The organism is Streptomyces sp. NPDC014006 (genome assembly GCF_043088925.1).
Taxonomy (GTDB): Bacteria; Actinomycetota; Actinomycetes; order Streptomycetales; family Streptomycetaceae; genus Streptomyces.
Map to the genome: position 1 here is coordinate 234,819 of NZ_JBICAJ010000009.1, position 22,831 is coordinate 257,649.

The 22,831-nt window shown below is 73.5% G+C and carries 18 protein-coding genes and 1 pseudogene; 8 read left to right on the plus strand and 11 right to left on the minus strand.

The window, feature by feature from the left end:
* The first annotated feature begins 73 nt into the window (after positions 1-73).
* Positions 74-1,451, plus strand: a pseudogene (locus tag ACF1GV_RS29065) (Gfo/Idh/MocA family oxidoreductase).
* A gap of 7 nt (positions 1,452-1,458) precedes the next feature.
* On the opposite strand, the gene ACF1GV_RS29070 reads toward ACF1GV_RS29065, so the two are convergent.
* From ACF1GV_RS29070 to ACF1GV_RS29090, 5 genes are all read right to left on the minus strand, one after another.
* Positions 1,459-1,890, minus strand: a complete 432-nt coding sequence (locus ACF1GV_RS29070) for a Zn-ribbon domain-containing OB-fold protein (protein ID WP_391686165.1) — start codon at positions 1,888-1,890, stop codon at positions 1,459-1,461.
* Between the two features lie 160 nt (positions 1,891-2,050).
* Positions 2,051-2,827, minus strand: coding sequence for a TetR family transcriptional regulator (locus tag ACF1GV_RS29075; protein WP_391686167.1), 777 nt, complete (start codon positions 2,825-2,827; stop codon positions 2,051-2,053).
* Between the two features lie 83 nt (positions 2,828-2,910).
* On the minus strand, positions 2,911-5,295 hold the full coding sequence (locus ACF1GV_RS29080; protein WP_391686169.1) for a SpoIIE family protein phosphatase: 2,385 nt from the start codon (positions 5,293-5,295) through the stop codon (positions 2,911-2,913).
* A gap of 379 nt (positions 5,296-5,674) precedes the next feature.
* A complete protein-coding gene (locus ACF1GV_RS29085) occupies positions 5,675-6,040 on the minus strand; it encodes a hypothetical protein (RefSeq protein ID WP_391686171.1) in 366 nt (121 codons plus the stop codon).
* A 276-nt stretch (positions 6,041-6,316) separates the two neighbouring features.
* Complete coding sequence (locus tag ACF1GV_RS29090) at positions 6,317-7,234, minus strand: MurR/RpiR family transcriptional regulator (protein WP_363268182.1); 918 nt, start codon at positions 7,232-7,234, stop codon at positions 6,317-6,319.
* Between the two features lie 138 nt (positions 7,235-7,372).
* Between ACF1GV_RS29090 and ACF1GV_RS29095 the strand changes: the two genes are divergently transcribed.
* The gene (locus tag ACF1GV_RS29095; RefSeq protein WP_391686173.1) at positions 7,373-7,567 is read left to right on the plus strand and encodes a hypothetical protein; all 195 of its coding nucleotides are present in this window, start codon (positions 7,373-7,375) and stop codon (positions 7,565-7,567) included.
* Positions 7,568-7,581: 14 nt separating this feature from the next.
* Positions 7,582-7,980 (plus strand): DUF3662 domain-containing protein, encoded by a 399-nt coding sequence (locus ACF1GV_RS29100; RefSeq protein ID WP_363268184.1) that lies wholly within the window; start codon positions 7,582-7,584, stop codon positions 7,978-7,980.
* Positions 7,981-8,141: 161 nt separating this feature from the next.
* Here ACF1GV_RS29100 and ACF1GV_RS29105 read toward each other — a convergent pair whose 3' ends face one another.
* A complete protein-coding gene (locus tag ACF1GV_RS29105; RefSeq protein WP_391686175.1) occupies positions 8,142-9,797 on the minus strand; it encodes an ArnT family glycosyltransferase in 1,656 nt (551 codons plus the stop codon).
* An 89-nt stretch (positions 9,798-9,886) separates the two neighbouring features.
* Positions 9,887-10,531, minus strand: coding sequence for a nucleoside/nucleotide kinase family protein (locus ACF1GV_RS29110; protein ID WP_391686177.1), 645 nt, complete (start codon positions 10,529-10,531; stop codon positions 9,887-9,889).
* Positions 10,532-10,615: 84 nt separating this feature from the next.
* Between ACF1GV_RS29110 and ACF1GV_RS29115 the strand changes: the two genes are divergently transcribed.
* The 3 genes from ACF1GV_RS29115 (at position 10,616) to ACF1GV_RS29125 (ending at position 15,486) form a co-directional block, all read left to right on the plus strand.
* Complete coding sequence (locus tag ACF1GV_RS29115) at positions 10,616-11,356, plus strand: HAD family hydrolase (protein ID WP_391686179.1); 741 nt, start codon at positions 10,616-10,618, stop codon at positions 11,354-11,356.
* The gene (locus ACF1GV_RS29120) at positions 11,353-13,692 is read left to right on the plus strand and encodes a glycoside hydrolase family 65 protein (RefSeq protein ID WP_391686181.1); all 2,340 of its coding nucleotides are present in this window, start codon (positions 11,353-11,355) and stop codon (positions 13,690-13,692) included. Before ACF1GV_RS29115 ends, ACF1GV_RS29120 begins: the two co-directional genes overlap by 4 nt.
* A gap of 315 nt (positions 13,693-14,007) precedes the next feature.
* Positions 14,008-15,486, plus strand: a complete 1,479-nt coding sequence (locus tag ACF1GV_RS29125; protein WP_391686183.1) for a hypothetical protein — start codon at positions 14,008-14,010, stop codon at positions 15,484-15,486.
* A gap of 15 nt (positions 15,487-15,501) precedes the next feature.
* Here ACF1GV_RS29125 and ACF1GV_RS29130 read toward each other — a convergent pair whose 3' ends face one another.
* Entirely contained in the window at positions 15,502-16,461 is a 960-nt protein-coding gene (locus tag ACF1GV_RS29130) for a hypothetical protein (protein ID WP_391686185.1), read from the minus strand.
* Positions 16,462-16,476: 15 nt separating this feature from the next.
* Positions 16,477-17,949: an APC family permease gene (locus ACF1GV_RS29135; protein ID WP_391686187.1), complete on the minus strand. Its 1,473-nt coding sequence runs from the start codon at positions 17,947-17,949 to the stop codon at positions 16,477-16,479.
* A gap of 328 nt (positions 17,950-18,277) precedes the next feature.
* Here ACF1GV_RS29135 and ACF1GV_RS29140 point away from each other — a divergent pair, with 328 nt between their 5' ends.
* A complete protein-coding gene (locus ACF1GV_RS29140) occupies positions 18,278-18,754 on the plus strand; it encodes a DUF5709 domain-containing protein (RefSeq protein WP_391686189.1) in 477 nt (158 codons plus the stop codon).
* 96 nt (positions 18,755-18,850) lie between these two features.
* On the opposite strand, the gene ACF1GV_RS29145 is transcribed toward ACF1GV_RS29140, so the two are convergent.
* Positions 18,851-19,057, minus strand: a complete 207-nt coding sequence (locus ACF1GV_RS29145; RefSeq protein ID WP_363268192.1) for a hypothetical protein — start codon at positions 19,055-19,057, stop codon at positions 18,851-18,853.
* 276 nt (positions 19,058-19,333) lie between these two features.
* Between ACF1GV_RS29145 and ACF1GV_RS29150 the strand changes: the two genes are divergently transcribed.
* The gene (locus ACF1GV_RS29150) at positions 19,334-21,649 is read left to right on the plus strand and encodes an MMPL family transporter (RefSeq protein WP_391686191.1); all 2,316 of its coding nucleotides are present in this window, start codon (positions 19,334-19,336) and stop codon (positions 21,647-21,649) included.
* Here ACF1GV_RS29150 and ACF1GV_RS29155 read toward each other — a convergent pair.
* Entirely contained in the window at positions 21,606-22,715 is a 1,110-nt protein-coding gene (locus ACF1GV_RS29155; protein WP_391686193.1) for a PP2C family protein-serine/threonine phosphatase, read from the minus strand. The two genes, ACF1GV_RS29150 and ACF1GV_RS29155, sit on opposite strands and share 44 nt — an antisense overlap.
* Between the last annotated feature and the right edge of the window lie 116 nt (positions 22,716-22,831).

The window sequence follows — 22,831 nt, forward strand, 5'->3', positions numbered from 1 at the left end:
GGACGGAGAGCGCCGTCCGCGGGTTGTCTGTGTGAGGGATCGGATCGAGTCAACTTCGCACGGATATGCGGGATTGGCGCGGACGTGCGCGGAAAGGGCTTTCCGTACGACTCGAACCCGACCGCTCCGCGCCGTCGTCGTCGGCACCGGCCACCGCGCCCGGACCTTCACCCGGGGCCTCGCAGCCCGCTCCGGCCGCCGTGTCGTGGCCCTGTGCGATCCGAGCCCGACCCGGATGGCGTTCCACAACCGCCTGCTCGCCGAGGAAGGCGCCCCGCCGGCCACCCCGTGGGACCCGCAGGACTTCGTCGCGCTGCTCGGCAAGGAAGAGATCGACGATGTCGTCGTCACCACGGTCGACGCCGAACACGACCGCTACATCGTCCCCGCGCTGCGCGCCAGCTGCCGGGTGGTCACCGAGAAGCCGATGACGGTCGGCGCCGAGCGCTGCCGCCGCATCCTGGACACCGTCCGGCGGACCGGCACATCCCTCGCCGTCGCCTTCAACTACCGCTTCAACCCCGCCCACCAGAGGGTGCGCGCGCGGCTCGCCGAGGGCGCGATCGGCGAGGTGCTCGGTCCACTTCGGATGGCTGCTCGACGTGCGGCACGGCGCGGACTACTTCCGCCGCAGGCACCGCGAGAAGGAGCGCAGCGGCGGGCTGCTGGTGCACAAGGCGAGCCACCACTTCGACCTGGTCAACTGGTGGCTCGGGGACCGGCCGAGCGAGGTCTTCGGCTACGGACGGCTCGCCTTCCACGGCCCCGACGCGGGGGAACGCCACGGGCTGCGCCGCGACTACGAGCGCGCCCACGGCTCCCGCGCGGCGCAGGACGACCCCTTCGCGCTGGACCTGGCGGCGCACGAGACCCTGCACGCCCTGTATCTGGACGCCGAGGGGGACGACGGGTACGTGCGCGACCGCAACGTCTTCGGCGGGCCGGTCACCATCGAGGACGACATGTCCGTCCTGGTCCGCTGCACGGGCGGCGCGACACTGACGTACCACCTCACCGCGTACTCCCCGCGGGAGGGCTACCGGGTGATGGTCAACGGCAGTGCGGGACGGCTGGAACTGGAGGTGGAGGAGAGCCGCTGGCAGCCGCCCGCCACCACGGTCGCCCCGGGCAGTGGCGCGGTGCACGGCGACACGGCCGCGCCGCACGAGGGTGGTGTCCGCCTCACCCTGCGACCGCTGTGGCGGCCCCCGGCCGAGGTGCCGCTGAACGCCTCGCACGAGGCCCACGGCGGGGGTGATCCCCGCATGCTGGACGCGTTGTTCGGTACCGTGGACGGCGCGCAGGCGGAGACGGTACCGGAGGAGCGTGCGACGGCCACCGAACGCGACGGCGCGCTGGCGCTCGTGGCGGCACTGGCCGCCGACCGGAGCTTCGAGACCGGGCGCCCGGTCCGTGCGGAGGAGATCCTGCCGGACCTCGCCGAGGAGTGAGCGGCCGTCAGGTCCACGCCCGGTACGGCTCGTCGACCAGCTGGAAGACCGGCTCGCCGCGCACCGGGTCCTTGGCGGTGGACAGCCGTACCCGGTCACCGCTGTGGATGCCGATGGGCGGGCCCATCACCCGGCCCCGCACGACGAAGCCCTCCGCCATCTCGACCAGGGAGACATTGCGCGCGGCGGGGGAGTTGCGGTGCACCACCGTGGAGTGGCGGACCGTGCCGACGCCCTCGCTGCGCTCCGTGCGCAGGTCGCTGCCGCGGCAGACGGGACACAGCACCCGGTGGTACATGGCGGTGCCGCACCAGGTGCAGCGCTGGAAGAGCAGGGCGTCCCGGGCCTCGGCGGTCCCGGGAATTGCGGCGGGATGGTCGAGGACGCCCGTGGCGGAGCGGGCTACCGGGGACACGGCGGTTCCTGAGTGGTGGTACACGCGGCTCAACTCCCTGCACTAGGCCGGAATCCGGCGTGCGCGGGGCAGCCCGCACACGCGTGTGCCCGGTTCACCGGAGGACCGTGCACGCCCTCAGCGTATGGCACTGAGTGCCACTCGTAAAGGCACTGCGTACCACGAAAAGGGAACGAAGGCCCGGCTACGCCCGTCCGAGGGTGGACTCGATCTCCCGCACCACACGCCACAGCGGGGCGTCCCGCCGGGAGACCACGACCACCACGTCGTCGGCCGACGTGGCGGCGAGGGGGTTGCGAGCGGTGGGGGAGGGCTGGTCCCCCTCGGTCGCGGTGGGCAGGGACCGTCCGCCGAAGGCCTCCTGCACATAGCCGAGCGCGTGGTCCACCGTGGCGCTCGCGTCCCCCTTGCCGGCCGAGCGAAGCCACGAGCGCAGCGCGTTGTTGTGCGCCGCCACCACGGCGGCCGCGATCACGTCCGCCCGCAGGGTGCCGTCCGGCCGGCCGGCGAAGCGGTCGCGCAGATACTCCGCGAGGGCCCGCTCGTAGCGCCACACCACCGACAGCTCGTAGGCGCGCAGCCCCGGCACCTTCTTGGTGAGCCGGTAACGCTGCACGGAGAAGGCCGGGTTCTCGGCGTACATCCGCAGCACCAGCCGGGCCGCGTCGCACACCCGCCGCACCGGCTCGTCGCTCTCCTCGCTCGCCGCGAGGAACTCCGTCATGTCCGTCAGGCAGCGCTCGTGGTCGGGGAAGACCACGTCCTCCTTGGACGGAAAGTAGCGGAAGAATGAGCGCCGTCCGACACCGGCCAGCGTCACGATGTCGTCCACGGTGGTCTGTTCGTAACCGCGTTCGAGGAAGAGCCGGAAGGCCGCCTCGACGAGCGCCTCCCGGATCGGCGGCCGCGCGCCAGCCTCCGTCTTGTCCTCACGCCCGGAGGCGGCACTGCTGGAGCTCATGCACGGAACGTAACATCTGGGAGGTCATCTTGGCACTCAGTACCCTCCACCCAGGGAACTGAGTGCCGCGCTTCTTCCCGGGCTCAGTCGGAGTCCTCAGGCACCCGGATGTCCACGACGCACACATCGTCCCGCCGTTCGCCCTCCAGCAGCGCGGCGAGCAGCGGCGCCAGCGTGCCCGACGGGTCCGGCGCCGGCGAACCGAGCGCCGCCGCGAGCCGGTCGAAACCCAGGTCGATGCACTCGCCCGGCCGCTCGACCAGCCCGTCGGTGTACAGCACCAGCCGGTCACCCGGCCGCAGCCGGCACTCGGCCTCCTCGTAGTACGGCGCGTCGGTGGCCCCGAGCAGCATGCCCGCGGGGCGCTCCAGGGGGCGCGCCCGGCCGTCGCGCAGCAGCATCGGCGGCGGATGTCCGGCCTGTGCCCACACCAGACGCCGGCCCTCGGCCCGGTACCGGGCGAGGATCAGGGTGGCGGTGCCGTGCGGATCGCGGGAGTGCAGCAGCAGCCGGTTGAGCCGGGCGAGCGCCCCGGTCAGCGACGACCCCGTGCTGATCATGCCCTTGGCGGTGAAGCGCAGCTGCGCCATGGTGGCCACGGCGTCGATCCCGTGACCGGCTACGTCGCCGACGACGAACAGCGCGTCGCCGTCGGGCAGTCGCACGGCGCTGAACCAGTCGCCACCGACGCTGAGCCCCGACTGCGCGGGCAGATACGCGATCTCGACACGCAGCCCGGCGAGGTCGACCGGCGTGCGCGGCAGGGGCAGCAGGGCGTGCTGCAGCCGGGTGGCGAGGGCGCGCTCGGCCTGCAGCACACCGTGCTGCGTCAGCATCGCCCGCTCGCTCTCCACCAGGGCGAGCTCGGCGTTGCGCCGCGCGGAGAGGTCCTGCACGAAGCCGTGCACCTCCACCGGGGCGCCGCTGCTGTCGGCCACTGCCTCGGCGACCACCCGCAGATGCCGTATCCCGTCGGGCGTGCGCACCCGGAACGGAACGTCGAAACGCTGTCCGTCCCGCAGCAGCTGCCCGACCGCCCCGGCCAGCGCGGGCATGTCCTCGGGTACGGCCAGCGAGGGCAGTTCGGCCAGGCGCACCGGTCCGCGCGCGGGGTCCCGGCCCAGCACGGTGAAGGTCTGGGCGGACCAGGTCGCCTCGTGCGTGACCAGGTTCCAGTTCGCCCAGCCCAGGTTGCCCAGCCGCTGCACGTCCGCGAGCCGCTGCTCCTGCCGGTCGGAGGGGTCGTGCCGGACCCAGTTCACGACCAGCCCCGCGCCCAGGCGGGCGACCCGTGGGGCGGACGTGACCAGTTCGGTGACGCCCCCCGCCACCACGCGTTGGGCGAGCGGTTCTCCCTCGTACGGCTCACCGGTGGCCAGCACCCGCAGGCAGCCCTGCCACAGCGGCTCATCGGCCACGCTCGGCCGGTACTCCAGCAGCCGGAGACCGACCAGCTCGCGTCCGGTGCGGCCGACGGCGTCGACGGCTTGTGGGGTGGCCGCGTCGATACGGAAGTCCTCGACCTCGCCGGACGCCGAGCGCAGCGGCGTGAGCAGCAGCGCGGCACCCGGCAGCGTCTCGAACACACCCTGGACGACGTCGGCGGCCGCGTCGACGGCGGGCTCGCGCGGGGCGTCCAGCGACCGCAGCCGGCCGGCGCACAGCCGGGCGACCGCCCGCAGATGGGTCCGGTCGGAGTCGGTGAACGGGCCGGTGCGTCCGCACAGGACGCCGAGCACCACGTTGGCCCGGCCGCCGACCGACACCGGCAGCCAGGCGCGGGACGGCCATCGCTCGGGCGGGTCCCCGATGAGCAGATGGGTGTGGCCGACCGCTTCGATGTCCTCCAGCCACTGCTCCTGCTGCGCCTCCAGGCTGTCCCGCGCGGCCACTCCGGGCAGCGGCGGCACATGGTGCCACTGGCTGGCGGTGAGCTCGTCGAGGCCGGCCTGCCCGATCAGCTCCAGGCCGCCGGCGTGCGGCCGCTGGTAGATCATGATCGCGGTGGCGTCCACGCGGCGCCGCAGCTGCCGCAGCAGCACCGCGGCGAGGCCCTGGGGGCTGTGCACGCGCAGCAGGGTGCGGCCGAGCCGGGCCAGCGCGGTGGCGTCGTCGCGCAGCGCCGGCGGCTCCTCGAGGGGCTCGGCGAGGTCGCTCCCGGCGCCGGGCCGCCGGGTCTGCGAGGGGCGCGGTGGCGGTGCCGCGAGCGTGCCCAGCGTGATCCAGCACTCCTCCAGCAGGGTGCGCTCGGCGGCCTTGGCCCGGTGCATCAGCTCCTCGTAGGCCGTCTCCGGGGAACAGCCGGTCATTGCCATGACCGCGCCCTTGGCCCGCTCCAGCACCGCCGAGGCCGCGGCCATGTCGTGCAGCCGGTCCATTTCGGCACGCTGATGGGCCACGACCCGGCTCAGGGCGGCCAGGTCGGGCACGTTTCCGGACTCCGCCGGGAGGACCGGTTCGCTCGTCACGCTTTGAGCATTGCACAGGAGCGGTGCTTCGCTCACGGTCCAGGGGGACCTGATCGGCTTCACCGGCCCGGCGGGGGACACAGCCGGCGGCGCGGCACAGGGCTGACCAGGGGCATCACCAGGCACCTCAGGCTCTGGCCGGCCGCTGCAGCGCGGCAGGGCGGGGCACTGCACGGCAGGGCAGGGAAGCGGTACCGGCCGTCCGCGAGCCGCAGCCGGGCGACGCCCTGGGCGCCGGGGAACGCCCGGGCGCAGTGGGGGCCCAGCGGGAGATCCGCCAGGGGCTCACGGGACCGGGAGGTGCTCACCGCAGCGCCACGCCGCCTCGCCAAGCCGCACGCCGGTGCCGCGTGCCGGGGCCGGCGGGCCGTCCATGGCGTCAGCGGGGGCCCGGCAGGGCCTCGGTGACCGCGCGGACGCTGCGGGCGATGTGCTGCAGCTGCATCACCTCGGCCGCGTACAGCTTGATCGTGTGCTCGATGACCGACTCCGGCAGGCCGAGCCGGGGCAGGTCGGCGCGGGCGGTCTGCAGGGCGGTGCGGGCGACGCGGATCTCCTGCTGCACCTGGAGCTGCGCGTGCCGGGCGAGCAGCACGGGGTGCCGGATCAGCGCCGGGTAGCTGGCGTAACGCGCCGGCACCAGTTCCCGCAGCCACCGCACGGCCGAGCGCTCCCAGTCGTAGGAGCCAGGGGTCTTCACCTGGCACGGCCAGTCCGGGCTGATGCGCGTCGTCGTCAGGGCCATGATCGTCGCTTCCGGCGTCGGGTGCGGTGGTTCGAGAGGGGGGAGGGGCGGCCCCGGCCTAGGGGATGACCGGAGCCGCCACGGGCGCTCGCACAGGTGAAACGCCCGACCGGACTGCCCCTCGCCGTCGCGGGTAGGGGGCGGCGGCCGAGGGGGCGGTGTACGGCCCCGAGCAGTATTTATATATGCCGTCTGCTTTGCAAGACGTATGAAAACATTCATGCGCGCTTTACGACGGGTTCTCCCCCTGTGCACCGGTACGGGTACCGCCGCGGCTCAGTCCCGCAGGAAGAACTGGTGCTCCTCGGCGACCTGCTCGTACTCCTCCAGGCGGCCCTGCGTGCGCTCCGGACCGGCGTCCGTCATGGCCTGCAGCAGCGCGGCGGCCATCACCCCGGGCGCCGCGTAGGAATCGAACACCAGCCGGGAGCCGGTCCCGGTCGCGAAGGTGACGTCGGCCTCGTCCACGACCGGCCCGAGCGCCAGGTCGGTGATCAGGGCGACCCTCAGCCCGGCGCGCCGCGCGACACGCACCGCCGTGAGCGTCTCCTGCGCGTGCCGGGGCATGGAGAACGCCAGCACCCAGGTTCCGCCCGCCTCCCGGGACTGCAGCAGCGCGTCGTACGCGACGCTGCCGCCCATCGTCACCAGCCGCACATCGGGATGGATCCGGCGGGCCGCGTAGGCGAAGTACTCGGCGAGCGAGGAGGAGATGCGCAGCCCCAGCACGGTCAGCGGTGCCGACTCCGACAGGCTGCGGCCCACCTCGATCACCCGGTCGGGGTCGGCGAAGTCGCGGCGCAGGTTCTCCAGGTTCTCGATCTCGGCGTCGACCGCGGCCTGCAGCTCGTTGCTGCGGTTCACCTCGGCGGGGCCGCCGGCCAGCGTGCCGAGCGCGATGGTCTGCAACCGCTCCCGTAGCGCGGGGTAACCGCTGAACCCGACCGCCGCCGCGAACCGCGTCACCGACGGCTGGCTGACCCCGGCCCGCTCCGCGAGGTCGGTGATCGACAGGAAGGCGGCCTCGGTGATGTGCTCGATCAGGTACTGCGCGATGCGCCGCTGCCCCGGGGACAGACGCGGCTGGTCGAAGAGCGACCTGAGCTGGGAAGTCGGGGACGCCTCCACCTCCGGCGCGGTCTTGCCGGAAGTGATCGCCGATGCCTGTGCGCGTGCCTGCTGCGGCGATGGCACGGGTGCGTCTCCTTTGTCTCCCACAGTGCTTCAACATAGCTCACTCACCGTGGTGAACAGGGCGTATGGATAGCCCGGCGCCCACCGGGAACCCGACGCGGGACACGATCCGCGACGACACGTCAGGAGCAGTACGCGATGACCGTCCCCGAGGAGAACCGGGCGAAGACCGACACCACCGACGACACCCTCAAGACGCGGGGCGCGTCCCAGGAGGCGCACGGGACCGAGGAGCAGCGCGCCACGACGAGGGACCAGGGCGCGAGCGGGCGCACCCTGCGCGAGGCGATGGAGGAGGCCCAGGTGCGGCCGGACGACTTCGAGGAGAAGTGAGGGGGCGGACATCCATGGGAGCCCTCAGCGGGCTGGAACGCGCCCTGGAACAGCGCTGGGAGGCGCTGTGGGAACGCGTCATCGGCCGGGAACCGGTGGAACTGCTCGCGGCCCTGCGCCGTGAGTGCGACGAGAACGCCGTCGTGTGCAGCGAGAACCTCGTCGTGGTTCCCAACGCCTACGACGTCGAGCTCGACGCCTCCGTCCACGACGAACTGAGCCGCCACGGCAGCCGGGTCGGCCAGGACCTCGCCGACAGTCTGGTCCGGCACGCGGAACGCAAGGGCTACGAGTGGGCCGGCCCCCTGACCGTGCACATCACCCGCTCGCGCGACGTGCCCAACGGCCGCTACCGGATCGCGAGCACGGTGATGCAGCACGTCAGCGCGGAGGGGTTCGAGGCCGCGCATTAGGGCAGGGCCTGCCGTTCGGATCAGGCAGGCTGCGGGACGCGGTGCCTCCGAGCCGACCCGCGCGGGGGCGATGGGGGTGCTACCGCGCGAGCGCGATTCGAGCGTGCCAGGCCCCGCGGTGCCGGCATTGATCCGAACGCCAGGCCCTGGATGGCGGCGCCCTACCGCCGGAACACGGTGATGGAGTGGCCGACCTCGTCGACCGGCCGGCTGCCGGCGACGAGCGCGGCCAGCCGGCCCCGCGCCTTGGCGAGCGCGGAGTCGGACACCACCAGCAGTCCGTGCACGTCCCCGGCGGGCACCCGCAGCGGGTTCGCCGCGTGGATGCCGTAGGCGGAGGGCACACCGCTGCCCTTGTACACCAGCCACACCCGTTCCCCGGGATACCGCTCGCGCAGGCGGTGGGCGAGCCGGCCCAGATCCTGCCCCCAGTCGACGTTGGAGTCGTGCAGCCGCAGATGCGTCTGCGCCGGACCGCCGAACGCCTCGTTGGAGTACGGCAGGTAGTACGGGAAGGCCCGCAGCGAACTGACCGCGACGCACAGCACCAGCGCGGCGGTCACGCCGGGCGCCCACCGCCGGCGCAGGACCGGGGCGCAGCCCGCGGCCACCGCCAGGAACACCGGCACGAACAGCGCGTACCGCGTGCCGAGGTCCCGCGACCCCGTCATGGCCGCCGCCAGCAGCACACCCGCGGGCAGCAGCAGATACGGCGCCGCGGCCCGCAGCCGGCGCCGCGCGGTCAGCGCGACCACGCCCGCGATCCACAGGACGAGCATGCCGAGCGGCGTCTTCACCAGCAGCGCGGCCGGCAGGTAGTACCAGAGCGACCCGGTGTAGAGCCGCCCGAACAAGAACCCCTGCCAAGGCTGGTTCTCGAAGGCGAACTGCATGCGCAGCCCGTCCCGGTACGCCCGCGGGAGGGGCAGCAGCCGCACCAGCAGCCCGCGCAGTCCGTGCACCACCGGCACGTGCTGCTGCGGCGACCACCACAGCCGCGGATCGACCACCAGATACGCCGCCCACACGACCGCCACCGCCACCACGGCCACGGCCAGCGCCCCGCCCGCCGCTCGCAGCAGCCGGACCCGCCGCCGGTGCGCCCCGCACGCGTGCCACGCCGACACGGCCGCCAGGACCATCAGCACCGGTACGGCCGGCAGCGCCGCCGCCTTGGTGGCCGACGCCGCACCCAGAGCGGCCCCGGCGAGCGGCACGTACCGCCGGGGCAGCCGCCTGGCCCGCCACAGCAGCCACACCGACGTCAGCAGGAACCCGGCCGCGGGCGCGTCCAGCGTGGCGAGCGAGCCGTGCGCGATCACGTCCGGCGAGAAGGCGTACACCCCGAGCGCCACCAGGCCGGCCGGCGGCCCGGCGAGATCCCGGGCGAAGGCGAAGACGACCAGGCCGAAAAGCAGCGTCAGCACGATCACCGGCAGCCGCGCCCAGAACATCAGCCGCCACGGATCGTTCCCCGATTGGTACAGCAGATGTTGCCCGACCTGCTGCTGGGTGCCGGTGAAGGAGGCGTCGAAGTGCGGCCCGGCGGCCGCCACGCCCACGGCGATCGCCAGCTTGCCGAGCGGCGGATGCTCGGGATTGATCTCCAGGCTGTGCTCGTGCAGATAGACGGCCGCGGCGCCGACGTAGACGGGCTCGTCGACGGTCGGCGTCTGCTGCACGGCGGTCGTGACCATCGCGACGGCCATCTGCCCGAGCAGCACGGCCACGACCAGCGGCACCAGCCATCGCCGCCCGCCCCGCGGACACTCCCGCGCGGGCGTCTCGCGCACCCGCTGCCGCTCGCTCGTCGCCATGTGCCGCCCCGCGCGGGCGCCACCCCCTCAGGAGCCGTACGCCGGACCTTCCGCCGCGCCCAGGGATACGGCCGGCCGGCCGCCGCGGTTCACCCCTGGAGGCAGGTCATCGTGATCACGAGGTCGGCCCGGTCCCGGGTGGCCGCCACCAGGTCGGCGTTGCGCCGGTCCGTGCCCCCCACCCAGGCGACCGCCTCCTCGTGGCCCTTGCCGAACTCCTCGTGCCGGGCGACCAGGCGGCGCACGCGCTCCGGCTCGGGCAGCTCGCAGAACCACACCTCGTCCAGCGCGGCCCGCACCCGCGCCCAGGCGCCGGTCCCCAGCAGCAGGTAGTTGCCCTCCGTCACCACCAGGCGGGCGCTCGGCGGAACGGGGATCGCACCGGCGAGGGGCTGTTCCAGGACCCGTTCGAAACCCGGTGCGTACACGACGTCCTCGTTCTCGTCCCGCAGCCGGCGCAGCAGCGCCGCGTAACCGGCGGCGTCGAACGTGTCCGGCGCGCCCTTGCGGTGACGGCGGCCGAGGCGGTCCAGCTCCACGTCGGCGAGGTGGAAGCCGTCCATGGGCACGTGCACCGCCCACGGCTCGTCCCCGTCGTTCAGCGCCCGCACCAGCCGTTCGGCGAGCGTGGTCTTGCCCGCGCCGGGGCTGCCCGCGATGCCGAGGACCGCGCGCGCGGGACGGGCGTGGACGAGGGCGCGGGCCCGGGTCAGCAGATCGTCGAAGGTCGGCACGCAGCGAAGTGTGCCACTCCACGAACGGCGCCCTGTGGCGTGTGACACCCCGTAGGAGCCGCTGTGTGGGGAACGGTGTCAGGTATGACGACGGATCTCGGTCTGCCCGACAACATCCAGGCCTGCCTCTTCGACCTCGACGGGGTCGTCACCAAGACGGCCGTGGTGCACGCGGCCGCCTGGAAGGAGACGTTCGACGCGTTCCTGCGGCAACGGCAGGGCGCGGACGCCGAGCCGTTCAGCGACGACGACTACGACCAGTACGTGGACGGCCGGCCCCGCGCCGACGGCGTGCGCACCTTCCTCGCCTCCCGCTCCATCCACCTGCCCGAGGGCTCGCCGGACGACCCGCCCGACGCGCAGACGGTGCACGGCCTCGGCAACCGCAAGAACGAGCTGCTGCTGGAGAAGATCCGCACCCAGGGTGTCGAGCCGTACGACGGCACGCTGCGCTACATCGAGGCCGTCAGGGCGAAGGGCCTGCGCACCGCCATCGTGTCCTCCAGCGCCAACACGCTGGACGTGCTGAAGTCCATCGACGCCGAGCACCTGTTCGACGTGCGCATCGACGGGGTCGTCGCCGTCGAGCGCGGCCTGCCCGGCAAGCCGCGCCCCGACACCTTCCTGGCCGCGGCAGCCGACCTCGGCATCGAGGCGGCGGGAGCCGCCGTCTTCGAGGACGCCCTGGCCGGCATGGACGCCGGCCGTGCGGGCAGGTTCGGATACGTCGTCGGCGTCGACCGCGTGGGGCAGACCGACGCGCTGTACGCGCACGGCGCGGACCGGGTCGTCAGGGACCTCGCGGAGCTGGGAGGACAGGCGTGATCACCGAGCGGTCGTACACCGTCGAGCCGTGGGCCGTACGCGAGACCTCCCTCGACCTCGACCTCCTCGCGCAGAGCGAGTCCGTCTTCGCCCTGTCCAACGGGCACGTCGGCTGGCGCGGCAACCTCGACGAGGGCGAGCCGCACGGCCTGCCCGGCGCCTACCTCAACGGCGTCTACGAGCTGCACCCGCTGCCGTACGCCGAGGCCGGCTACGGCTACCCGGAGTCCGGGCAGACCGCCATCAACGTCACCAACGGCAAGGTGCTGCGGCTGCTCGTCGACGACGAACCCTTCGACCTGCGCTACGGCCGGCTCGTCTCCCACGAGCGCAACCTCGACCTGCGCCGGGGCGTGCTGGAACGCGTCTGCGAGTGGACGTCCCCGGCCGGCACCACCATCCGGGTGCGCTCCACCCGCCTGGTCTCCCTCACCCAGCGGGCGATCGCCGCCGTCGCCTACGAGGTCGAACCGGTCGGTGGCCGGGCCCGCGTGGTGATCCAGTCCGAACTGGTCGCCAACGAGAGCCTGCCCGACCCCAACGGCGACCCGAGGGCCGCCCGCGCCCTGAAGTCGCCGCTGGAGCCGGAGGAGGACATGGCGTCCGGCCCGCGGCTGCGGCTGGTGCACCGCACCCGGCGCAGCGGCCTGCGCGTCGCCGTGGCCGCCGACCACCGCGTCGAAGGACCCGAGCGCACCACCAGCAGCGAGTCCAACGTCGACGTGGCCCGGTTCACCGTCACCTCCGTGCTGGAGCCGGGACAGCGGCTGCGGGTGGAGAAGCTCGTCGCGCACGGCTGGTCCGGCGCCCGCTCCCGGCCCGCGATGAGCGACCAGGTGGAAGCCGCCCTCGCGGCCGCCGACCACAGCGGCTGGCAGGGCCTGCTCGACGAGCAGCGCGCCTACCTGGACGACTTCTGGGCGGCCGCGGATGTGGAGGTCGACGGCGACGAGGAGATCCAGCAGGCCGTCCGCTTCGCCCTCTTCCACGTCCTGCAGGCCGGCGCCCGCGCCGAGCAGCGCGCCATCCCCGCCAAGGGCCTGACCGGATCCGGCTACGACGGGCACGCCTTCTGGGACACCGAGATGTTCGTGCTGCCGCTGCTCACCTACACGGCGCCCAGCGCCGTCTCCGAGGCCCTGCGCTGGCGGCAGAACACCCTGGACGCGGCCCGCGAGCGCGCCGCCCAACTCGGCCTGCGCGGCGCCGCGTTCCCGTGGCGGACCATCGAAGGCCAGGAGGGCTCCGCGTACTGGCCCGCCGGCACGGCCGCCTTCCACGTCAACGCGGACATCGCGGACGCCGTCGTGCGGTACGTGGCGGCCACCGGCGACGTCGCCTTCGAGCGGGAGACCGGCCTCGAACTGCTCGTGGAGACCGCCCGGTTGTGGCGCTCCCTCGGCCACCACGACTCCACCGGAGCCTTCCACATCGACGGCGTCACCGGGCCCGACGAGTACAGCGCGGTCTGCGACGACAACACCTACACCAACCTCATGGCCCGGCAGAACCTGCTGGCCGCAGCCGACGCCGCCGAACGCCACCGCGAGCAGGCCGCCCGCCTCGGCGTGGACGACGAGGAGACGGCCACCTGGCGGGACGCCGCCGCGGCGATGAACATCCCCTACAACGACGAGCTCGGCGTGCACGAGCAGCACGCGGGCTTCACCCGCTACCAGCGCTGGGACTTCGCCGGCACCCGCGCCGACCAGTACCCGCTGATGCTGCACTTCCCCTACTTCGACCTGTACCGCAAGCAGGTCATCAAGCAGGCGGACCTGGTGCTGGCCATGTACACCTGCGACGGCTTCTTCGACGAGGAGCACGTCGCCCGCAACTTCGCCTACTACGAGCCGCTGACCGTGCGCGACTCCTCGCTGTCGGCGTGCGTGCAGGCCGTCGTCGCCGCACGCGCCGGCCATATGCGCCTCGCCTACGACTACACGGCCGAGGCCGCGCTGATGGACCTGGCCGACCTGGAGCACAACACCCGCGACGGACTGCACATCGCCTCCTTGGCCGGCACCTGGACGGCCCTGGTCGCCGGTTTCGGCGGCATGCGCCGCGAGGGCGAGAGCCTGCGCTTCGCGCCCCGCCTGCCCGAACACCTCAGCCGGCTCGCCTTCCACCTGCGGCTGCGCGAGAGCTGCCTGCGCGTGGAGATCGGTCCCGAGAAGGCCGTCTACACGCTGTTGTCGGGGCCGCCGCTGACGATCCGCCACCACGGCGAGGAGGTGACCCTGTCCACCGACAGTCCCGCTGTGCGCGCCGTTCCGCCAGCCCCGCGGCGCCCGGAGCCCGAGCAGCCCCGGCACCGCGCCCCGAACGCCCGCTAGGCCCTGTCGTTTGGATCATCCCGGGGTCGCGGGGTCTGGCGGCATTCCCCCGAGCTCTTCACGCACCAGACCCCGCTCGGGTCGGCCGGAAGGCACCGCACCTCACAGCCGGCCTGATCCGAACGACAGGGCCCAGAGCGCGCGAGGCGCGGGCCGGGAGGCCGGCGGCCGCAGCGGTGCGCGCTGTCCTCCGCCCGGCCGCGCCCCGCGGGCCCCGGGCGGCGCAGCCGGTTACGTTGGCGCTGATCACCGCACGCGCGGCCGGTTTCCCCACGCCCGCGCGCGGACTCAAGCGACCACAGGGAAGGGCCGGCGATGGCCGACAGCGCGCACCGCACCCGGCCCGCCCGGCGTCCCGTCGCCTCCTCGGCCCCGCCCGCGCCGGCCGGGACGGACGGCCCGCTCGCCGTCGTGGCCGGTCTGTTCACGCTCGCCCAGCTGCTGCTCGTCCACCCGTCGATGGGCCTCGGCTGGGACGAGACCGTGTACGTCAGCCAGGTCTCCGCCCACGCCCCCGCGTCGTACTTCAGCGCGCCACGCGCGCGTGGTGTCAGCCTGCTCGTGGCGCCCGTCGCGTCCTGGTCGTCGTCCACGTCGCTGCTGCGCGGCTACCTCGCCGTCCTCGCGGGCAGTGCCCTTTACCTGGCGCTGCGCGCCTGGCGGGGCCTGTTCCCCGTCCGCGTGCTCGCCACCGCCGCGTCACTGTTCGGCGGCCTGTGGGTCACGCTCTTCTACGCCCCGCAGGCCATGCCCAACTACTGGGTCGCCGTCGGTGCGCTGGCCTGCGCCGGCTGCTTCCTGCGCGGGTGGCGGAACCCGGCCGACCGGTGGGCCCTGGGCGGCGTCGCGGCTGCGGCCGCGCTCATGGCGCTGATGCGGCCCACCGACGCCGTCTGGGCCACCGCCCCGCTGCTCGTCCTCGGGGTCACGAGGCGGCGGTGGCGACCGCTTCTCGCCTTGGTGGCGGGCCTCGCGGCCGGTGCGGCGCAGTGGGTGATCGAGGCGTACGCCGACTACGGGGGCCTGCTGCGCCGTCTCGCCGACGGCTCCCGCCTCCAGGGTGGCCTCGGCCTGCACCTCGCCGTCGACGACCAGCTGCGCAGCCTGGACGGACGCACCCTGTGCCGCCCCTGCGACGTACCGGCTCCGCACCCGGCGGTGACCCTGTGGTGGTGCGCCCTGCCGCTGCTCGCCGCCGCCGGCCTGGCCGTCGCCGTCCGGGCCGGGCGCACGCTGCCCACGCTGCTTCCGCTGGCCTGCGCGGTCACCGCCGCAGTGCCGTACCTGTTCCTCATCGCCTACGCCGCCCCCCGGTTCCTCCTCCCGGCGTACGCCCTGCTGTCCCTGCCCGTCGCAGACGCCCTGCTGTCCCTGCTGACCGGCCCCCGAGGGCGTCCGCGCCCGCTGCTCACGGTGGCCGCGGTGCTCGCGCTCGCCGGGCACCTCGCGGTGCAGTACGCCGTCCTGGGCCACACCGTGCGCCGCACCACCGCGCAGCACCGGGCGTGGGCCCGTACCGCCGCCGAGCTGCACCGGCTGGGGGTGCACCCGCCCTGCCTGGTCACCGGCCATGAGGCCCTGCCGATCGCCTACTACGCCGGCTGTGCCTCCGCCGCCACCTCAGGACCCAACGCGAACGCCACCGCGGCCGGCATCACCCGCACCGCGCACCACGTCCCGACCGCCCACCTCACGCCCCCGGGTGGCGCACCCGCCGACTACGCGCGCACCTGGCGGCCGTACCGCTTGAGCACGCTGCGGATCTACCTGGCGCCCACCGACACGCCGCGATGATCCACACGACACGCCCTAACCCTCCACCCCCAGCTCTCGACGCCACCGGGTGATCTGACGGGAAGGGTCCCCGGTGCACGACCATGGCGTTCGGGTCGCGCGCCGGCCCACCAGCCGCAGCAACGCGGCGCCGATGTCCGCGCACCCGGCGAGGCACGCCGCGTGGGCGAGATGGTGCACATCCCGCAGCTCGGCCGGTGTCACGGGGGTGCTCCCGCGCTCGGCGATCCAGCGCTGCCAGCTGCGCCGCACGTCGGCGACCGCGCCGGGGTGGCTCCAGTGCTCACCGGAGGCGACGGCGGCCGTCCGGCCCCGGGCCGCGTCCAGGGCGTAGCGGTACTCCTCCACGCGCGCGTACTGCACCAGCACCGGCAGTGCGCAACCCGGCGGCGCCGCCCCGGCGGCGTCACGGGCGAAGTCGTACATCACGCCGTGGGTGCCGTGCCAGCGCGCGGAGTAGTAGTGCAGCACCTGAAGGTGCCCCTCGACGCTGTACGGGTCGCGCCGGTGCAGTTCGTCCCACCAGCGGGCCAGCTCTCGCCGCCGTACCCCGGACGGGTACAGCCGGGCCACCGAGACGAGTGACACCCATGGTGTCGGGTCCTGCGGGCAGGCCTCCGCCGCCGCGTGGCAGGCCGACACCGCCGAGTCGATGCGCCGCTGCTCGATCGGCACGCCCCGCCCGGCGGCGATGGCCACCTTGAAGGCCCGCGTCGTCTCCGTCGCGGCCCGCAGCACCAGTGCGTCGGCGCTGCGCGGCTCGGCGGCCAGCCAGGTCTCCACCGTCGAACGGTCCGCGCAGGCCTGCGCCAGCAGCCGTACCCGGTGTCCGCGCACCGCCCAGTCGGGGCCCGTGGCCCGCAGCAGCGCGCGCAGCCCCTGCCAGCGGCCGATGACGACGTCCTGGCGTGCGGAGGTCAGGGCGGCGTCGCCGCAGTCGGGGTCGAAGTCGGGCGTGAAACGCTCCCGCGTCATCGTCCTGCCTCCCCCTCAGAAGTCGGTGGGGAGGCCCTCGAAACCGCCCGGCGCCAGGGCCGGGCCGGCGGCCGGGACGTAGTCCGTCTCCACCGTGCGCGAGGCGTCGAGCCTCGCCGGCCGGTAGTACTCGCTGCCCCGCCGCCAGTACCAGAGCATCGGCACCAGACCGGCCGCAAGCCCGCCCAGCCCGATCCCGACCGCCGCGCCGCTCAGCTCGGCCAGCGACTCGGCGAAGACCCAGAACATGAACGCCGAGCCGAGCAGCGGCCACAGCCCGTTCAGCAGGAAGGCACCCGGCGACGACAGCAGCGTCCTGCGGTAGGCGACGACGACCGCCACGCCGACGAGACCGTAGTACACGGCGATCTGCAGGCCGATGGCGCGGATCGCGTCGGCGAGGATCTCACCCACCGTGCCGAGGGCCGTGGACGCGACGAACAGGACCAGCGCCACCGCGCCCACCACGGCGATCGCCACCCACGGCGTGTTCCAGGTGCGGTGCACCCAGCCCAGCGCCGCCGGCATGGTGCGGTCCCGGCCCATCGCGAACAGCGACCGCGTGACCTGGATCAGCGTCGTCTCCAGCGTCGCGATCGTGGAGAGCATCACCGCGACCGTCAGCAACTTCCCGCCCCAGCCGGGCCAGATCACCTCACCCAGCGCGGCCGGCACGTCGGCGCCGTGCGCGGCGATCCGCTCCGGCGTGAGGAGCGTGTTCACCAGGACGGTGAACACCTCGAACAGGACGAACACCACACCCACACCGATCAGCCCCGCCGGACCGGCCGTACGGCGGCTGTTGCGGGTCTCCTCACTGAGGTTGCTGGTGACGTCCCAGCCCCAGTAGGAGAACGCGGCCACCAAGGTCCCGGAGGCGAACCCGGACACGCCGTCGAAGTGGCCGAGTCCGAACCACGACCAGTCGAAGGACCGGGCGTGGCCGACGTGGCCCAGCGCCAGTACCGCGAACAGCACCAGGATCGCCAGCTCCACACCGGACATGAGCAGTTGGGCCCGCGCGGTGAGGCGGGCGCCGCCGAGCACCACGCCCAGCATCAGCAGGAACCAGCCCGCGCCGACCAGCGTGGACAGCGCGGTGTCGTCCGCGAGGCCCGGGTCGAACAGGGCGAGCGTCAGCGATCCGGCGGGCAGCGAACCGGCCACCATGAACAGGGTCGCCGACACCACCAGGGCCCAGCCGCTCAGGAACCCGAGAAAGGGATGCAGCGTCCGGCCCACCCACGAGTAGCCGGCGCCCGCGTTCGCGTCGAGGCGGCCGAGCCGGCTGAACGCCAGCGCGATGCCGATCATCGGTATCGCGCAGTAGAGCAGAGCGGCCGGGGCCGCCAGCCCCACCGCGCCGACCAGGACCGCCGTCGTCGCGGCCAGCGAGTACGCCGGTGCGCTGCCGGCGACCGCCATCACCACGGTGTCCGTCATGCCCAGGGCACCGGCCTGCAGCCCTCTGCCGCCGCTGTTGCTCATGGTCGCTGCTTTCGCTCGTGCCGGCGCGCGGGTGGACCGGCGCCGGCGACGTGGGGGGTGGGGGGTGCCGCCGCGGCCCCGTGGGGAGGCCCCGGGGGCGCGGTGACCGCGCAGCCGGCGGGACCGTACGCCGGTGCGTGGACGGACGGTCACGCGGAGTGTGCGAGTGATGATAGCGGCAGCCCTCGGCGCGCCAGGACGCCCCCGAAGGCGCAGGCGGGCCACCGGCCAAGGGGGTTGGACCCGGCCGAACGGGAAACGCGGAACAGGCAGACGCAAACACGCCACACGCACATCACGAGGCGACACGGCACCCGAGGGAGGCAGCATGGGCACCCGCCCCGAACCGATGGCCGACGACGCCTACCAGCCCACCGGAAGCAACGAGGAGCAGGAGGACGCCGCGCCCCTGGACATGCAGGACGCCGTCGGCGAACGCACCTATGACGACACCCTGGACGAGGGCTATTCGCCCCCGGAGAAGCCGCTCGGCGTCACCAAGCACGGCACCACCGCCGCCGAGCAGCACGACGGGGAGAGTCTCGACCAGCGGCTCGCCCAGGAGCAGCCGGACGTGCAACCGCCCGCCGGCGACGCCATCGGCGACCTTCCCGGCGGCGAGGGCGAACCCGTCGACCCGGAGGCCGGAGCGGACCGCGCCGGGCGTCTTGTCGCACCCGACGAGGGTGTGCGGCCCGACACCGAGAAGGACGCCGTCGCCGTGGACAAGGGCATCGACGCGGGCGCGGCCGGCGCGGAGGAGGCCGCGATGCACATCGTCGACGACGACGTGACGGAGAGCTGACCGATACCTCTTCCCACGGGGCACGACGTGGGGCGGTCTCCTCGACGGCGAGGAGACCGCCCCACGGCACGGTCCCGGCTCGAAGCGTCCGGCCCGTCAGGGCAGCAGCTTGTCCAGCGCGGCGGGCCCCTCCCGGTCCAGCTTGCGCTTGGCCCACTCCAGATTGCGCGGAGTGATGTCACGGCCCGCGGCCAGCACGACGTCCTCCGCGGAGACGTCGGTACCGGTGCGGGCGTGCAGCAGGCTGTCGGGAGTGGCCCGGTCCTCGGACGGCTTGGACGCCTCGGGCTGTGGTGTCGGCATGGCAGTGCTCCCTCCGGTCCGGACGGCTGCGACGACCCGGTGCGCGCAACGAGTCCACTCTCACCATTCATCCATCCGGCGCACCCTGCATCCGGACGGCGCGGGCAGGCGGGCCGCAGCCGTTTCTGTGCCGCCGGAGTACCGCGGTGCCGCCCGTCGTAACCCTCCCCGCGCCGATCGCCCGGGATGCCGCGCTGTGGCGCCCGACGTCTAATGGGAAAGGTCGGACGGGAGAGGGTCGAGCACCCCACCCGGCATACGCCAGGAAGGGCGCCCATGGCACGCACCCGGGAACGCACTGGGGGACACCGACGCGCCGCGCCAGGCGGCGCGTCGGCCGCGGGGGGACTGCGCGGGCTGGGAGAGTGGTGCGCCCGGCACTTCGTCGTCGTCATCGTGGCCTGGCTCGTCGCCCTGGCGGCGCTCCAGGTGCTCAACCGCAGCTTCGGCGGCGAGTACTCCGACAACTTCTCCCTGCCCGGCGTGCAGTCCTCGCAGGGCCTGACCGTTCTCAAGGAGCACGACCCGGCGGCCGGCGGCTACGGCAGCCAGATCGTCCTGCACGACGGCAGCAAGTCCCTGACGGCGCTCGGCTCACAGATGTCCACGACGGTCGGCGACCTGCAGAAACTGCCACACGTCCTCAGCGCGCAGAATCCGCTCACCGCCCCGGGCTCCACAAAAGGCAAGCCGCCGCAGGGCGGTGTCGGCCCGCTGTCGAGTGACGCAAAGACCGGGTACATCACCATCCGCTTCGACGTGCAGCCCTCCACGCTCGGCGACGACTACCTGAAAGGCGTGAACTCCGCCGTCCAGCCGCTGCGTTCGGCCGGCGCGCAGGTCGAGTACGGCGGACCGCTCGGCGAACTCGCCCGGCCCGCAGCGGACGACCGGGTCAGCGAGCTGATCGGCTTCGCCGTGGCCATCGTGGTGCTGCTGGTCGGCTTCGGCAGCGTCATCGCCGCGGGTCTGCCCCTGATCACCGCGCTGATCAGCGTCATCGGCGGCCTGGCCTGCCTGGGCCTGCTCGCCGCCGCGTTCACCTTCGCCACCGTCTCCCCGACCCTGGCCACGATGATCGGACTGGGCGTCGGCATCGACTACGCCCTGTTCCTGACCACCCGTCACCGGCAACATCTCATGGACGGCGCTGATCCCGTGCGAGCCGCGGGCGGGGCCGCCACGACGAGCGGACGCGCCGTCCTGGTCTCCGGCACGACCGTGATCATCGCCCTGGCCGGCCTGTACGCGTCCGGCGTCTCCTTCATCGGCAAGCTGGGACTCGCCGCCGCCGTCACGGTCGTCACCGCCGTGCTCGGTGCGCTCACCCTCGTCCCGGCGCTGCTCGGGCTGATCGGGAAACGCATCGACCGCTACCGGGTGCGCCGGCCGGTCGCCGAGACCGATGCCGCCCCGGGGTCGGTGCCGCACGGCACCTGGCACCGCTACGCCCAGCGCGTGGCGCACAGACCCTGGTACTACCTGGCCGCGGGCGTGGTGACCGTCGTCGTCCTCGCCATTCCGGTCTTCTCCCTCCAGCTCGGCCACATCGGCGACGGCGCCGACCCGACCTCCTTCACCGACCGGCGCGCCTACGACCTGATGACCAACGCCTTCGGCCCCGGCTCCAACGGCCCGCTCACCGTCGTCATCGACCAGAGCGGCGTACCCGCCGACCAGCGTTCGGCCCTGTCCTCCCAGGCGCAGAAGACCCTGAACGCCGTGGCCGGCGCCGCCACCGTCACCCCGCTGACCCCCACCACGGACGGCGACGTCCTGATCGGCACCGTCTACTCCAAGTACAGCCCGCAGAACGCCGGCACCACCGACCTCACCAACCGGCTGGTGGACACGACCCTGCCCGACGCGGTCGCCGGCACCCACGCCAAGGGCTACGTCACCGGCACCACCGCCGCCCAGGTCGACTTCCGCGACATCGTCTCCAGCCGGCTGCCGCTGATCATCGGCGTGGTCGTCGCCCTCGCCTTCCTGATCATCCTCGCCGTCTTCCGCGGACTGCTCGTCGCCGTCAAGGCCGCCGTGCTCAACGTGCTGTCCATCGCCGCCTCCTACGGCGTGGTCGTCGCCGTCTTCCAGTGGGGCTGGGGCGGGCCGGCGCTCGGCGTCTCGGGCAAGGTGCCCATCGAGAGCTATGTGCCGATGATGATGTTCGCGATCATCTTCGGACTGAGCATGGACTACGAGATCTTCCTGCTCTCCCGCGTCCACGAGGCCTGGCTGCACACCGGGGACGCGAAAGCGTCGGTCGCGCACGCCCTGGAGATCACCGCGCGGGTGATCACCTGCGCGGCACTGATCATGGTGAGCGTGTTCGCCGCGTTCATCCTCAGCGACAACATCGTGGTGAAGATGCTCGGCCTGGGCCTCGCCGTCAGCGTGCTCATCGACGCCACCGTGGTGCGGCTGCTGATGGTGCCAGCGGTGATGACCCTGCTCGGCAAGCACGCCTGGTGGACACCCCGCTGGCTGGACCGGATCTTGCCGCACATCGACGCCGAGGGTGAGTCGGCCGGACAGGCGGACGGCGTCAGCGGGCGTCCGGCGGCATCGGCGCGAGGGCGAGCATCGTGACGTCGTCGCGGATCTCGGGGCAGAACCGCACGAGGTCGGCCCAGACCAGGCCCGGCAGCGTGTCCGGGCCCGCCTCGGCGAAACCCGCCAGCCGCTCCTCGAGCGGATAGAACTCACCGGCCTCGTCGCGCGCCTCCAGCACCCCGTCCGAGGCCAGCAGCAGCCGGTCGCCGGGCAGCAAGGGCACCGCCGCACCGGCCTGAGGAAGCGTGTCGGCCAGCCCCAGGCCGAGCGGCGTCCACGGCTTCACCGGCACCTCGGTGACCGTGCCGCCGCGCAGCAGGAGGGGCGCCGGATGACCGCAGGACACGACGCGCACCGCGCGCGTGTCCGCACCGAACTCCAGCAGCACGGCCGTCGCGAACAACTCCGCGTGCTCGGTGCGCGCCGAGTCCACCACCAGCCGCCGGTCCAGGCGCGCGGCGACCGACTCCACGTCCGGCTCGTCGAGCACCGCCTCCCGGAAGGCGCCCAGCACGGAGGCCACCGTCGCGACGGCCGACAGGCCGTGCCCCTGCACATCGCCGAGGACCGCCCGCACGCCGTACGGCCCGCTGCGGACGTCGAAGAAGTCGCCGCCGACCAGCGTGCCGCGCTCCGCCGCCCGGTACAGCCCCGTGCAGCGCACCGGCCCGACGCGCTCCGGCACCGGCGGCACGACGGCGCGCTGCGCGGCCTCGGCGACGGTGCGCTCCAGGTCCAGCTGGGCGTCGCGGCGGCTGCGCACGAAGGACACGAAGATGCTCAGCGCCGCGACGAAGGACAGGGTGAGCAGGTCGGTGTTGCCGGGGCGGTTCAGATGGAAGACGGGGATGTTGAGCACGGCGAGGGCCGCGCCTCCCAGTACGGCGGTGGCGATCGGCCCGTACGACATCACGGCCAGCGGCGGGATGGCGCCGAGCAGGAAGCCGATGTCCTGGGCCTCGGGAGTGACAAGGGAGGCCGCGCACACACCGGCGATCAGCAGCACGGGCAGCACGCGCACCCACGGAGGCGGCGGCGCACCGCGCAGCCAGCCCCGCCGGTCCTGCTCCCGGCCCGCCACCGCACCACGCAGCCTCGCCACACCCCCACGCTCCTACGACCCTCCACCTCCCGCACCCCGGGTCGGGCCGAGCGGCGCTGTCAGTGCCGGGTGCGATGCTGGGGCACACGGCATGATCCACGGGCGATCGCAGGCGA